Origin of the sequence: Cellulosimicrobium sp. 22598 (assembly GCF_052044445.1) — a bacterium.
Lineage (GTDB): Bacteria > Actinomycetota > Actinomycetes > Actinomycetales > Cellulomonadaceae > Cellulosimicrobium > Cellulosimicrobium cellulans_G.
Window position 1 is genome coordinate 191,236 of sequence record NZ_JBQEMZ010000006.1, and the last position, 13,599, is coordinate 204,834.

14 protein-coding genes are annotated in these 13,599 nt (G+C 75.6%); all 14 read right to left on the minus strand.

The annotated features are described in order from the left end of the window. Positions 1-148 precede the first annotated feature (148 nt). Positions 149-1,489 carry a DNA-processing protein DprA gene (gene dprA / locus ACTJIY_RS08755; protein WP_440674958.1) on the minus strand — a complete coding sequence of 447 codons (1,341 nt, stop codon included), beginning with the start codon at positions 1,487-1,489 and terminating at the stop codon, positions 149-151. After that, positions 1,482-3,020 (minus strand): YifB family Mg chelatase-like AAA ATPase, encoded by a 1,539-nt coding sequence (locus ACTJIY_RS08760; protein ID WP_440674957.1) that lies wholly within the window; start codon positions 3,018-3,020, stop codon positions 1,482-1,484. Before ACTJIY_RS08760 ends, dprA begins: the two co-directional genes overlap by 8 nt. Continuing rightward, on the minus strand, positions 3,020-3,379 hold the full coding sequence (locus tag ACTJIY_RS08765; RefSeq protein ID WP_253051277.1) for a YraN family protein: 360 nt from the start codon (positions 3,377-3,379) through the stop codon (positions 3,020-3,022). The genes ACTJIY_RS08760 and ACTJIY_RS08765 overlap by 1 nt, the downstream gene beginning before the upstream one ends. A 115-nt stretch (positions 3,380-3,494) precedes the next feature. Continuing rightward, positions 3,495-3,794 carry a DUF2469 domain-containing protein gene (locus ACTJIY_RS08770; RefSeq protein WP_024840525.1) on the minus strand — a complete coding sequence of 100 codons (300 nt, stop codon included), beginning with the start codon at positions 3,792-3,794 and terminating at the stop codon, positions 3,495-3,497. A 37-nt stretch (positions 3,795-3,831) separates the two neighbouring features. After that, positions 3,832-4,566 carry a ribonuclease HII gene (locus tag ACTJIY_RS08775; RefSeq protein ID WP_440674963.1) on the minus strand — a complete coding sequence of 245 codons (735 nt, stop codon included), beginning with the start codon at positions 4,564-4,566 and terminating at the stop codon, positions 3,832-3,834. A 131-nt stretch (positions 4,567-4,697) separates the two neighbouring features. Further along, a complete protein-coding gene (gene lepB / locus ACTJIY_RS08780; RefSeq protein WP_353708121.1) occupies positions 4,698-5,525 on the minus strand; it encodes a signal peptidase I in 828 nt (275 codons plus the stop codon). Between the two features lie 173 nt (positions 5,526-5,698). Continuing rightward, on the minus strand, positions 5,699-6,058 hold the full coding sequence (rplS, locus tag ACTJIY_RS08785; RefSeq protein ID WP_253051275.1) for a 50S ribosomal protein L19: 360 nt from the start codon (positions 6,056-6,058) through the stop codon (positions 5,699-5,701). A 263-nt stretch (positions 6,059-6,321) separates the two neighbouring features. Then, a complete protein-coding gene (gene trmD, locus ACTJIY_RS08790; RefSeq protein ID WP_440674956.1) occupies positions 6,322-7,137 on the minus strand; it encodes a tRNA (guanosine(37)-N1)-methyltransferase TrmD in 816 nt (271 codons plus the stop codon). A 1-nt stretch (position 7,138) separates the two neighbouring features. Continuing rightward, positions 7,139-7,732 carry a ribosome maturation factor RimM gene (gene rimM / locus ACTJIY_RS08795; RefSeq protein WP_253051273.1) on the minus strand — a complete coding sequence of 198 codons (594 nt, stop codon included), beginning with the start codon at positions 7,730-7,732 and terminating at the stop codon, positions 7,139-7,141. 141 nt (positions 7,733-7,873) lie between these two features. After that, positions 7,874-8,113 carry an RNA-binding protein gene (locus tag ACTJIY_RS08800; RefSeq protein ID WP_024840519.1) on the minus strand — a complete coding sequence of 80 codons (240 nt, stop codon included), beginning with the start codon at positions 8,111-8,113 and terminating at the stop codon, positions 7,874-7,876. Beyond that, on the minus strand, positions 8,113-8,550 hold the full coding sequence (gene rpsP / locus ACTJIY_RS08805; RefSeq protein ID WP_253051272.1) for a 30S ribosomal protein S16: 438 nt from the start codon (positions 8,548-8,550) through the stop codon (positions 8,113-8,115). Before rpsP ends, ACTJIY_RS08800 begins: the two co-directional genes overlap by 1 nt. A gap of 172 nt (positions 8,551-8,722) precedes the next feature. Then, positions 8,723-9,847, minus strand: a complete 1,125-nt coding sequence (locus tag ACTJIY_RS08810) for an amidohydrolase family protein (RefSeq protein ID WP_253051271.1) — start codon at positions 9,845-9,847, stop codon at positions 8,723-8,725. A gap of 156 nt (positions 9,848-10,003) precedes the next feature. Further along, positions 10,004-11,614 carry a signal recognition particle protein gene (gene ffh, locus ACTJIY_RS08815; RefSeq protein WP_353708118.1) on the minus strand — a complete coding sequence of 537 codons (1,611 nt, stop codon included), beginning with the start codon at positions 11,612-11,614 and terminating at the stop codon, positions 10,004-10,006. 112 nt (positions 11,615-11,726) lie between these two features. Continuing rightward, positions 11,727-13,589: a [protein-PII] uridylyltransferase gene (locus tag ACTJIY_RS08820; RefSeq protein ID WP_440674955.1), complete on the minus strand. Its 1,863-nt coding sequence runs from the start codon at positions 13,587-13,589 to the stop codon at positions 11,727-11,729. Between the last annotated feature and the right edge of the window lie 10 nt (positions 13,590-13,599).

The window sequence follows — 13,599 nt, forward strand, 5'->3', positions numbered from 1 at the left end:
CCCGGTCGGCGCCCTGCTCGGCCGCCGGGTCGTCGGGGAGGTCGGACGGGGTCACGCGACCAGTCTGGCGCGTGCGCCTGCGCGCCTCGCGGAGGCGCTCCGTCCGGGTGCCCTTCCGGAGACGCGCCGTCCGGTGTGCTCTCCGGGGTCAGCTCGCGCGCACGCGCCGCCACCCGCCGGACGTCCGCTCGGCCAGGCCGCGGATCTCGAGCCGGCCGAGGGCACCGACGGTCTCGGGGACGGCGAGCCCCGCCGACCGCGCGACGGCGTCCGTCGGCACCCCTGACCGCAGCGGCAGGGCGTCCCACGTCCGGGTCTCGACGGCGTCGAGCCCGTCGTACACGGCGTCGCGGGGCGCCCTGCGCGTCCCCGCGGCCGGTGCTCCCGGCGCCGCGTCCCGTGCCAGCGCTCCGGCCAGCTCCGCCACCTCGTCGGCGTCGGTGACGCACACGGCGGCACCGTCGCGCAGGAGCCGGTGGCAGCCGGTCGACGCCATCGAGGTCACGGGTCCGGGGACGGCGCCGACGGGCCGCGAGAGCTCGGCGGCCCGGACCGCCGTGCTGAGCGATCCCGAGCGCCAGGCCGCCTCCACGACCACGGTCGCGCCCGCGAACGCCGCGATGAGCCGGTTGCGCAGCAGGAAGCGGACCCGGCTGGGCACGGATCCCGGCGGCACCTCCGACACGACGGCACCCCCGGTCCCGACGACGGCCCGGAGGAGCTCCGTGTTGCCGACGGGGTACAGCCGGTCCACCCCGCCCGCGAGGAACGCGACCGTCGGGCCGCCGGACACGAGCGCCGCGCGGTGGGCCGCGGCGTCGATGCCGTAGGCACCGCCCGAGACGACCGTGAACCCGCGCGCCGCGAGACCGGACGCGATCTCCCCGGTCACGTGGCGCCCGTAGTCCGTGCACGCGCGTGCCCCGACGACCGCGACGGATCGCGCCGCCAGCGCCGCCAGGCCGTCCGAGCCACGGACCCAGAGCGCGAGCGGACGGCCCGGACCCAGGTCGTCGAGGGGCGTCGGCCAGCCCGGGTCGCCCGGGACGACGAGGGAGCCGTCGAGCCGGTCGAGCACGTGGAGCTCGCGGCGTGGGTCGAGGCCCTCCAGCCGCGGTGCCCAGCGCGCGACGGCGCGCAGGAGCCGCGCGACGGGCCCGCTCCGCGGGTCGCGACCGGGCGCGGGCCGGTCGTCGCCGGCTGCCGCGGTGCCCGGCCCGGCCCCTCCGAGCAGCGGCCCCAGCCCCGACCCGCCGTCGTCGGCGACCTCCGCGAGCCGGACGAACTCGCGGCGGGCCTGCGCCGGGTCGTTCACCGCCTCGACGAGCCAGGCCAGCGCGCCCGGGGCCCCGAGCTGCTCGACGAGCGCGACCGCGACCTCGTCCCCGGGCTCCGCCAGGCGCGACCACGCCGCCCGCGCGAGCCGGTCGTCGGCGACGTCGAAGACCGGGCGCACGGGTGCGGTCGGGTGCACGCGGCGCTCAGCCACGGTAGCCCCGCGTCCGGAGCGCGAGCCCGGCCCCGACGTCGGCGCGCGTGGGTGCGGCGTGCCCGGCGAGGTCGGCGACCGTCCAGGCGAGGCGCAGCACACGGTCCGCGCCGCGCAGGCTCAGCGTGCCGCGGTCGAGCGCGGCGTCGACGTCCGTCAGCAGGCCGGGGTCGGGCCCCAGCCGGTCGCGCAGCCACGTGCCGGGCACCTCGGCGTTCGTCCGCCACGGCGTCCCGGCCAGGCGCGCTGACGCCGTCTCCCGGGCGGCGGCGACCCGTCGTGCGACCGCCGCGCTCGGCTCCGGCTGCCCGGCGTCCGCGCGCTCGACCCGGGTGACGGGACGGACCTCGACCTGGACGTCGACCCGGTCGAGCAGCGGACCGGAGAGCCGGCCGAAGTAGCGGCGCTGCGCGACGGGCGAGCACGTGCACTCGAGCCCCTTCCCGACGCCCTTGCCGCACGGGCACGGGTTCGCCGCCAGGACGAGCTGGAAGCGCGCGGGGTAGCGCGCCGTCCCCCCGGCCCGGTGGATCACGAGCTCGCCGTGCTCGAGCGGCTGCCGCAGGGTCTGCAGCACGCGCGCCCCGAACTCCGGTGCCTCGTCCAGGAAGAGGACCCCGCGGTGCGCGCGCGACGCGGCACCGGGCCGGGGCAGGCCGCTGCCGCCCCCGACGATCGCCGCCGGGGTGGCCGTGTGGTGGGGGTCCTCGTACGGCGGGCGGCGGACGAGCCCGGAGCCCGGGTCGAACACCCCGGCCACCGAGTGGACGGCGGTCACCTCGACGGCCTCTCCCTCCGTGAGGTCGGGCAGGATCCCGGGCAGCCGTGACGCGAGCATCGTCTTGCCCGCGCCCGGCGCACCGACCAGCAGCAGGTGGTGCCCGCCCGCCGCGGCGACCTCGAGCGCGTGCCGAGCCTCGTGCTGCCCGACGACGTCCGCGAGGTCGCCCGGCTGCGGCCGCGCGGCGGCCGGGCGGGGCACCACGACCGGTGGCGCGGCACCGCCCGGGTCGTCGAGCGACGCCCCGTGGAACCGGGCGACGTCGGCGAGGGTCGTGGCCCCCACGACGTGCGCTCCCGGCACCAGCCGGGCCTCCTCGGCGTCCGCCGCGGGCACGACGACGTCGGGGAACCCGGCGGCGACGGCCGCAGCCACCGCGGGCAGGACGCCGCGCACGGGCTGCAGGCGGCCGTCCAGGCCGAGCTCCCCGAGGTGCACGACGTCCTCCACGGCGCGCGCCGGGACGACCTGGGCTCCCGCGAGCAGCGCGACCGCGATCGCGAGGTCGAAGCCCGTGCCGGACTTGGGGAGCGCCGCGGGCGAGAGGTTGATCGTGACCTTGCGCTGGGGCCACGGGATGCCCGACGAGGTGACCGCCGCACGCACGCGGTCGCGCGACTCGCTGAGCGCCGCGTCCGGGAGCCCGACGAGCACGAAGCCGGGCACCGAGGCAGCCAGGTGCGCCTGCACCTCGACGACGTGGCCCGACAGCCCGACGAGCGCGACGGCGCGGGTCGTCCCCAGACCCATCAGGCGCTCACCCCGACGAGGTGCTCCACCTGCGCCGCGCCCGCGCGCGCCACGAGCACCGCGACGACGTCGATGCGGACCGACCGTGCGCGCACGTCGTGGGTCGCGAGCCACTCCCCCGTGAGCCGGCGCAGGCGACCGAGCTTCGCGGGCGTCACGGCCTGGGCAGGGTGCCCGAACCCGGTGCCGCGACGCGTCTTCACCTCGACGGCGACCAGCACGTCCCCGTCCAGCGCGACGACGTCGAGCTCGCCGCGCGTCCCGCGCCAGTTGCGGTCGAGCACGGTCCAGCCGGCCTCGACCAGGTGGGCCGCGGCCACCCTCTCCCCGTACCGCCCGACGGCGTCCTTCGCTCCCATGGGGCTCACCTCCGCCGCCCACCGTGGGCGACGGGGAGGACGCGGCGCCAGCGATCCGCGACCGCCTGTGGACGGGACCCTCAGGAAACGGCCGTGTGGACGGCCACGACCGTGGTCAGAGCTGGAGCTCCGCCTTCGCGAGCTCCTCGACGTTGACGTCCTTGAAGGTCACCACCCGGACCGACTTCACGAACCGCGCCGACCGGTACACGTCCCACACCCACGCGTCCGCGAGCCGCAGCTCGAAGTACACCTCGCCCGCGGCGGAACGCACCTGGAGGTCCACCTGGTTCGCCAGGTAGAAGCGGCGTTCGGTCTCCACCACGTACGAGAACAGGCCCACCACGTCGCGGTACTCGCGGTACAGCGCGAGCTCCATCTCGGTCTCGTAGTTCTCGAGGTCTTCGGCGCTCACGCCTCCATCATGGACCATCGAGCGCTCCGCGCCCGCCTCAGCTCGTGGGCAGCCCGGCGTCGGGGTCGAGCTCGAGGACGTCCACGGGCTCGCCGTACGCGGGGGCGCCGAGACCCTCGTCCCCGCGCTCGGGCAGGCGCCAGGACCGGCGGTGCTGCGGCGTCGGGCCGTGCTCGCGCAGCGCCTCGACGTGGGCCGCCGCGCCGTAGCCCTTGTTCTGGTCCCACCCGAAGGCCGGGTACTGCCGCGCGAGGCTGGTCATGAGACCGTCGCGCTCGGTCTTCGCGAGCACGCTCGCCGCGGCGACGGAGGCGCACTGGAGGTCGGCCTTGACCAGCGTGCGCACGCGCGGGTCGACGATCCGCGCGTCGTCGTGCGGGTCGAGGTCGAACGCCTCGAAGAGGTCGACAGCCGACGGGCGGCTGAGCCAGTCGTGCTTGCCGTCCAGGAGGACCGCGTCGACGTCGCCGACCGTGCGGCGCACCTGGGCGAGCGCGCGGCGGCCCGCGAGGCGCAACGCACCGACGATGCCGTGCGCGTCGATCTCGGCCGGACCGGCGTGGCCCACGGCCCACGCGACCGACCACGAGCGCGCGAGCGGCACGAGGGCCTCGCGCGCGGCCGCGGTGAGGAGCTTGGAGTCGGTGAGACCGGGCGGGCACGGCTTCGTGGCGAGGTCGACGACCACGACGCCCACCGAGACCGGGCCCGCGAGCGCGCCGCGGCCGACCTCGTCCATGCCGGCGACGAGCCGGGCGCCGTCGCGCAGCATCGCGCGCTCCTGGCGCAGGTCCGGACGACGCCGCGCGGGCGCGCGGCGCCCGCGCGAGGGTGCCGCCGGCGGCGGAGCGACGGGCGCCGCGGCGGGCGCGGGAACGGCGGGAGGCGCGACGGCGTCGAGCGTCACGGCTCCACCTCGGGCACGTCGGCGAACACGTCACCGGGGTTGCGCAGCAGGCCGAGGTGGGAGAGCGGCCAGACCTTGACGAACGCCGTCCCGACCACGTTGCCCATCGGCACGAACCCGCCGCCGGGCTTGCCCGTGTTGTAGCGCGAGTCCGCCGAGTTCTGCCGGTTGTCGCCCATGACGAACAGCATGTCCTCGGGCACGGTCCGGTCGAACGGGTCCTGGCTGGGGATCGAGCCGGGCTTGATGTACGTCTCGTCGATCGAGACGCCGTTGACGCTCACGCGCCCCTCCGCGTCGCAGCACACCACGTGGTCGCCCGGCGTGCCGATCACCCGCTTGATGAGGTGCTCGCCCGTGTCCTGCGGCAGCAGGCCGACGAAGGTCAGCGCCGCGCGCAGCGCCTCCGACACCGGGCTCTCGGCCTGCGGCACCGGCGGCGGCAGCCACCCGCCCGGGTCCTTGAACACCACGATGTCTCCGCGGTGCACGTCGAACGCACCCGGCACGAGCCGGGACACCATCACCCGGTCGCCCTCGACCAGCGTGTCCTCCATGGACGCGCTCGGGATGAAGAACGCCTGCACGAGGAACGTCTTGATGAGCAGCGACAGCACGAGCGCGCTGACCACGATGATGGCCGTCTCGCGCAGCAACGACGACTTCCGGGCCGGGCGCTCGCGCGAGCCGCGCGACGAGCCGCCCGCCCCGTCGGCGGCGAGGTGCTGGCCGTGCGGGCCCGGCCCGTCGTCCTCGGGACCGAGCGCCGCGCGCTCGGTGCCGGCGTCGGGCTGCGGGCCGCGGGGCGGGGCGCTGTCGGTCACGCGTTCACAATGCCACCTTCCGGCGACTTCCGAGAAACGGACCGGCCCTCGGACCGCGGGTCCGGGGACGACGACGGCGGCCGTCCCGAGGGGACGGCCGCCGTCGGACGAGCGGAGCGGCAGCACGTGTCGGCCGTCTGTCGACGGTCCGTCGACGGCCTGCCGGCAGCCGATCAGCGAGCAGGCGCGGTGTCGCGCTTCTCCTTGATCTTCGCCTTCTTGCCGCGGAGCGCGCGCAGGTAGTACAGCTTGGCGCGGCGCACGTCACCGCGCGTCACGACCTCGACCGAGTCGATGGACGGCGAGTGCACGGGGAACGTGCGCTCGACACCCACGCCGAAGCTGATCTTGCGGACCGTGAACGTCTCACGGATCCCGCTGCCCTGACGGGCGATCACGACGCCCTGGAACGCCTGGACGCGGGAGCGGGTGCCCTCGACGACCTTGACGTTGACCTTGAGCGTGTCGCCGGGGCGGAACTCCGGGACGTCGCTGCGCAGCGATGCTGCGTCGACGCTGTCCAGCGTGTGCATGTGCTTCTCCTCGTCCGCCACAGGTCGGACGCGTGCTCGTGGCCCGGGCGCGCCGGGCCGTCGTCGTCTGTCGGTTGGGGTGTGCCGTGCTGCGCGTGGACGGTCGACCACCTCGCGGTCGTCGTCCGTCGTGCCAGTCCGCCCGAGGATCCGGGCGCGGGCTCCCCTGTGGCAGAGGTTCCGGGGCGGCACACACCGATCGACCATTCTGCCACACCCGGAGGGTCTGCCGGCAGCCGGCGTCTCGCGGGGTCGACGCGACCTCAGGGAGCGCCGTGCGCGGCGGGCACGAGGCGACCGTCGACGACGGCCCACCCCACCTCCGCGAGGACCTCCAGGTCGTGCCGGTCGAGCCCGTCGACGGCCAGCGCACGCACCATGTCCGGCCGTCGCGCGGCGGTCCGGCGCAGGGCCTGGTCGCGGCGCCAGCGATGGATCCGCGCGTGATGACCCGACAGGAGCACGTCGGGCACCTCGAGGTCGCCCCAGGCGGGCGGCTTCGTGTACACGGGGTACTCGAGCAGGCCCGCGGCGCCGTGCGACTCCTCGACCAGCGACTCGGGGTTGCCCACGACGCCCGGCAGCAGCCGCCCGACCGCCTCGACCATGACGAGCGCGGCGACCTCTCCCCCGTTGAGGACGTAGTCGCCGATCGACAGCTCGCTGACCCGCATCCCGGCCGACCGGTAGTGCTCGGCGACGCGCGCGTCGATCCCCTCGTAGCGTCCGCAGGCGACGACGAGGTGCTCCTCGGTCGCGAGCGCCTCCGCCGTGCGCTGCGTGAAGGTCTCGCCCGACGGCGTCGGCACGACCAGGTGCACCGCGCCCGCCGCGTCCGGCGTCCCCGCCGAGAGGCCCGCCACGTCGTCGATCGCGCGGCCCCACACGTCGGGCCGCATGACCATGCCCGCCCCGCCGCCGAACGGCGTGTCGTCGACGGTGCGGTGCCGGTCGGTCGTCCAGTCCCGCAGGTCGTGCACGCGCAGGTCGAGGATCCCCGCGGCGCGCGCCTTGCCGACGAGCGACAGGTCGAGCGCGGCGAGGTAGTCGGGGAAGATCGTGACGACGTCGATCCGCACGTCAGGCCTCGCCGTCGTGCTGGTCGTCGGTCTCGCTCGCGGTGGAGCCCGACGTGTCGGCGCCGTCCGGCGCCGCGACCTCGAGCCGGTCTGCGTCCGACGCGAGCAGCCCACCCGGCGGGTCGAGCACGACCCGCCCGCCCGCCACGTCGACGAGCGGGACGATCTGCCGGACGAACGGGACGAGCGTGCGGGCCCCTCCCGTCTCGCGGAGCACGAGGACGTCGTGCGCGGGCAGGTGCTCGAGGCCGTCGATGCGTCCGAGCGTCCGGCCGTCTAGGTCCTCCGCGCGGAGCCCGACGAGCTCGTGCGGGTACCACGCGTCCTCCTCGTCGGACGCCTCGACCTCGACGACGAGCTCGACGCCGCGGAGGGCTTCCGCGGCCGTGCGGTCGCGGACCCCCTCGAACCCGACGAGCCAGCGCCCCTGGTGCACCCGCACGGTCGCCACGGTCAGCGGGCCCGTCGCAGCGGGACGCGTCTCCAGGCGCTCACCCACCGCGAGGCGCTCCTCGGGCTCGTCGGTGCGCAGGTCGAGCACGACCTCGCCACGCAGTCCGTGCGCCTTGCCGACGCGCGCGACGGTCAGCTCCATGGTCGTCACTCCTCCGGTGGTCCTGGTCGGGGTGGTGCCGGGTCGGCACCGGGTCTCGCAGCGGGTACAGGAAGGCCCGGCCCGCCGGTCGGCGGGCCGGGCCTAGCCCGTGGCCCCTCACGGGGCACGATGGTGCGGGCCTCAGCGGCGGTCGACGTCCACGACGTCGACGCGGACCGGCCCGTCGGTCGCGAGCGCGCCGATCACCGTGCGCAGGGCACGGGCGGTGCGCCCGCCACGACCGATCACGCGGCCGAGGTCGTCCGGGTGCACCCGGACCTCGAGCAGGTCACCGCGACGCAGCGTCTTCGCGTTCACCCGGACGTCGTCCGGGTTGTCCACGATGCCGCGCACGAGGTGCTCGAGCGCCTCGGCGATCATCAGGCCTGCTCGTCGGCAGCGGCCTCGTCGGCCGCGTCGGCGGGCTCCTCGGCCGGAGCCTCGGCCTTCTTCTCGGCGGCCTTGGCCTTGACCTTCTCCGCGTCGGCGGCGGCGGCCTCGATCGCGGCGGCCGGGTCGACCTTCTCGCCCTTGACCTTGAGCGTGCCCTCGGCCCCGGGCAGGCCCTTGAACTTCTGCCAGTCGCCCGTGATCTTGAGGAGCGCGAGCACCTGCTCGGTCGGCTGCGCGCCGACGCCGAGCCAGTACTGGGCGCGGTCCGAGGTGATCTCGATGAACGAGGGCTCCTCGGTCGGGTGGTACTTGCCGATCTCCTCGATCACGCGACCGTCGCGCTTGGTGCGCGAGTCCGCGACGACGACACGGTAGTACGGCGCACGGATCTTGCCGAGACGCTTCAGACGAATCTTGACGGCCACAGTGGTGGTCTCTCCTGGTTCTGGTTCGGGCGAACCCGGACCCGTCCCGTGGGGACAGGACGAGGAAGGGGTTCAGGACACGGCACGCGCCGGAGAGAGGGGCCGGGGCACGCCGAGTACCGGGACATTGTGCCAGACCGGACCGGCCGGGACCAACCTGCGCGCGAACCCCTCAGCCGGCGTGCGGGGCGACGATCTCGCCGCGCAGCACGACCGCGGTCGGGGCGCGCAGGACGCCGACGTCCTCGCGCGGGTCCTGCGGGTACACGACGAAGTCCGCCGACGCGCCCTCGACGAGCGACGTGTAGCCGAGGTACTCCCGGCCCTGCCAGCTCGCCGCCGCGACGACCGCCGCGTCGGGGATGCCGGCGGCCACGAGCTCGGCGCACTCGTCCGCGAGGCGGCCGTGCCCGATCGTCCCGCCCGCGTCGGTCCCCACGAGGATCTGGATGCCCGCCTCGTACAGCGCCCGGGCCTGCTCGTACCGTCGCTCGTGGAGCCGTCGCATGCGCGCCGCGAACACCGGGTACTTCCCGTCGGCCTGCCGGGCGATCGCCTCGAACTGCCCGACCTGCAGCAGCGTCGGCGTGACGGCGATCCCCCGCTCGGAGATCTCGTACATCAGGTCCGGGTCGATCCCCGTGCCGTGCTCGATCCCGTCGACGCCGGCGGCGAGCAGCGACGGGATCACCTCCTCCGAGAACGCGTGCACGGTGACGCGCGCGGCCTCGGCGTGCGCAGCCGCGACGGCCTCCGCGAGGACGTCGTCGGGCCACAGCGGTCGCAGGTCGCCCTCGGACCCGAGGTCGCGGTCGATCCAGTCACCGACGATCTTCACCCAGCCGTCGCCCTGGCGCGCCTCGCGGCGGACGGCCTCGGGGAGCTGCGCGACGTCGTCGAGCTCGAGCCCGTAGTGCCGCAGGTAGCGCTTGGGACGCGCGAGGTGACGCCCGGCCCGCACGAGCCGCGGCAGGTCGCGCCGCCCGTGGACCCAGCGCGTGTCGAGCGGCGAGCCGGCGTCGCGCACGAGGAGGACGCCGCTGTCCCGGTCCGTGACGGCCTGGTCCTGCGCCGTCGCCGCGTCGACCGCGCCCTGCGCCCCCAGGCCGACGTGGCAGTGCACGTCGACGAGGCCGGGCAGGGCCCAGCCCTCGAGCTCCACCATGTTGGTGCCCTGGGCGGACGGCCGCGTGAGACTGATCCGTCCGTCCTTGACCCACAGGTCGCCCACCTCGCGGTCGTCGCCGACGATGACGTGGCCGCGGACGTGCAGCGTGGGGCCTTCCAGCGCGGACATGCGGCTCCTGGGTGAGGACGGTCAGGACGGTCGGCCCGGTTCGCGGGCCCGGGAGGCACCGGACGGGTGCCACGGACATAACCTAGCGCCACCTGGCGACCAGGCGGCTGCGGGACGCACCCGGGACACGACGCGGCGGCCGCGGGCGGCGGTCGGTCAGCGGCCGAGCAGCTTCTCGAACCCGGGCGGGAGCTGGAGGTCGTCGGGCGTCGTCCGGGCCGGCTCGGCGGGGCTGCCGACACCGAACGCCGACCCGGCGGGCGCGGACGGTCCGGGGGTCTCCCCCGCCGCGCGGGCGGCGGCCGCGCGCTCCTGCGCGGCGCGCTTCGCCGGGTTGCCCGACTTGCCCTTGACCTTGCGCTGCGGCGCCTGGCGCCCGCGAGCCTTCTTGCCGCCCATGCCCGGCAGGTTGCCCATGCCCGGCATCCCCGGCATGCCGCCGCCCCGGCTCATCTGCCGCATCATCTTCTGCGCCCCGGCGAACCGCTCGAGGAGCTGGTTGACGTCGCTGGTCGTCACGCCGGACCCGCGCGCGATGCGCGCGCGGCGCGACCCGTTGATGATCTTCGGGTTGTCGCGCTCCGCGGGGGTCATCGAGCGGATGATCGCCTCGATGCGGTCGACCTCGCGCTCGTCGAAGTTGTCGAGCGCCTCGCGCATCTGGCCCATGCCCGGGAGCATCCCGAGCATCTTCTTCATCGAACCCATGTTCTTCATCTGCTGCATCTGCACCAGGAAGTCCGCGAGCGTGAAGTCCTGCCCCGTGGCGACCTTCTCCGCCATCTTCGCGGCCTGCTCGGCGTCGAACGCCTTCTCGGCCTGCTCGATGAGCGTGAGGACGTCGCCCATGTCGAGGATGCGCGACGCCATGCGGTCCGGGTGGAACGCCTCGAAGTCGGTGAGCTTCTCGCCGGTCGAGGCGAAGAGGATCGGGCGCCCGGTGACGCCGCGCACGGACAGCGCGGCACCGCCGCGCGCGTCGCCGTCGAGCTTGGTGAGCACGACGCCCGTGAAGTCGACGCCCTCCTCGAACGCCTTCGCGGTCGCGACGGCGTCCTGACCGATCATCGCGTCGATGACGAACAGGACCTCGTCGGGCTGCACGGCGTCGCGGATGTCCGACGCCTGCTGCATGAGGACCGCGTCCAGGCCGAGGCGGCCCGCGGTGTCGACGATGACGACGTCGTGCTGACGCTGCCGCGCCGTCTCGACGCCCTCGCGCGCGACGGCGACCGGGTCGCCGATCACGTCGTCGACCTCGACGCCGCTCTGGTTGCCGGGGTGCGGCGCGAACACGGGCACCCCCGCGCGCTCGGCGACGACCGAGAGCTGGGTGACGGCGTTCGGGCGCTGGAGGTCGGCGGCGACGAGGAGCGGCGTGTGCCCCTGCTCGCGCAGGTGCAGGGCCAGCTTCCCGGCCAGGGTCGTCTTTCCCGCACCCTGGAGGCCCGCGAGCATGATGACGGTCGGGGGCGTCTTGGAGAAGCGCAGCCCGCGGCTCTCACCGCCGAGGATGCCGACGAGCTCCTCGTTGACGATCTTGACGACCTGCTGCGCCGGGTTGAGCGCGCCCGAGACCTCGGCCGAGAGCGCGCGCTCGCGCACGGTCGCGCTGAACTCGCGCACGACGGGGACCGCGACGTCGGCGTCGAGCAGCGCGCGCCGGATCTCCCGGATCGTCGCGTCGATGTCCGCCTCGGACAGCCGGCCCTTCGCACGCAGGTTCTTGAAGGTCGAAGTCAGTCGGTCCGACAGCGTGTTGAACACCGCGTCATCCTCACCAGTCGTCGGAAGTCTCGTCCGCGTCGGCGCTCCCGCCTGCCGTCGCCCGAGGTCGGGCGCGGGCTGGCAGAGGACGCGCCGTCCGCGAGGGACCAGCCTACCCGGCGGCGTCCGGTTCTCCCGGCACGTCTCTCGGCGCAGCCCGCAGCACCCGGAGCGTCTCCCCCACGAGGTCGTCGACGAGGCGAGCACGCCAGGCGGTCCACGCGCTCGGGCCGAGCGACGACGCGTCGGCCTCGGTGAGCGCCCGCAGCACCTCGAGCAGGTCGGCGCGGTGGTCGACGGCGGCGGCGAGCTCGGCCACCGTCGCCGGGTCGTCGGGGTCCTCGCTCACGGCGAGGCGGGACAGCGTCAGGTGGTGGCGCACGAGCCGCTCGACGTCGGACACGACGTCCGGCTCGAACCCCATCCGGCCGAGGATCGCGGGCACGAGGCGCGCACCCTCGACCGAGTGGTCGACGGCTCCCGCACGCTTGCCGATGTCGTGCAGCACCGCGGACAGCAGGAGCAGCTCCGGCCGCTCGACGTCCTTGCGGACGCGCGCGGCACGCGCGACGACCTCCACGAGGTGCCGGTCGACGGTGTGCCGGTGCACGGCGGCGCGCTGCGGGCGGTTCCGCACGCCCGCCCACTCGGGGATCCACGTGGTCACGACCCCGGCCAGGTCGAGCGCCTCCCACACGGCCACCTGGGCCTGCCCCGACCCGAGGAGGGAGAGGAACGCGGCGCGCGCGGCACGCGGCCACGGCTCGGGCAGGGGCGGGCACTGGGCGAGGCTCGCGACGGAGACCGGCGAGAGCGTGAGGCCCGTCCGCGCGGCGGTGGCGGCGGCGCGCAGGGACAGGAGCGGGTCGGACGCGGGGTGGGCGTCCACGGCGAGCACGAGCTCGCCGTCGTGCTCGACGAGCCCGTCGCCGACGGACCGCAGGCGGGGCGCCGTCCGACGGCCCCGGACGAGCACCGGACGCCGCGTGACCGACGGCCGCTGGAGCGCCTGGCGGGCGCGCCGGACCGTGGTGTCGAGCGCGTAGGAGACCTCACGGCCCGCCGCCGCGAGGCTCGCGAGCAGCTCGTCGGGGTCGTCGAAGCCGGACAGCGCGGCGACCTCGTCGAGGTCGGCCAGCAGGAGCCGGCTCGTGTGCCGCCCCGTGACGACCTGCAGGGTGTCCCGTACGTCGAGCAGGTGCGCGTGCGCGCGGTCGACGGACCCGTGAGGGCGGTCCGTGAGCCACGTCGCGGCGAGGGCCGAGAGCACGACGGCGTCCCGGATGCCTCCGCGCGACTCCTTGAGGTCGGGCTCGATGAGGTAGGCCAGCTCGCCGGACCGCTCGGCGCGCTCGCGCGTGGACGCGAGCAGGTCGGGCAGGCGGCGGCGCGACGCGGAGCGCCAGTCGGTGAGGACGGCGGACGACGCCCGGTGCACGACGACCGCGTCGCCGGCCACGGCACGCACGTCGAGCCAGCCGACGGCCGCGGGCACGTCCTTGGACGCCACCTGGCGGCACTGCGAGAGCGAGCGCACGGAGTGGTCGAGGTCGACCCCGGCGTCCCAGAGCGGGTACCACAGGCGCTCGGCGACGCGGGCGACGTCGTCCGCCGTGTGGCTGCGGCCGTCGTGGACCAGGACGAGGTCGAGGTCGCTCGCCGGCCCCATGTCGCCCCGGCCCAGGCTGCCCACCGCGGCGAGCGCGATGCCGTCCGGCGCGACGCCGTCGGTCGCCTCGCGCCACAGGCCCTGCAGGGACGAGGTCACGAGGTCGACGACGGCGGCCCGGCGCGCGACCCCGCTGCGGCCGGGGCCGCTCCTGGACCGCGCGACGTCGAGCATCCGCGCGCGGAGGTCCCGCACCCCGACGGGGTGCGGGACCTCCGCGTCGTGCTCGCCCGGCTGCTGCCCGAGGCGCCCCGCCGATCCCCCTGCGACCCCGCCCGTGGTCGGGGTGTCGGCGTGGTCGGTCATCCGATGGCCC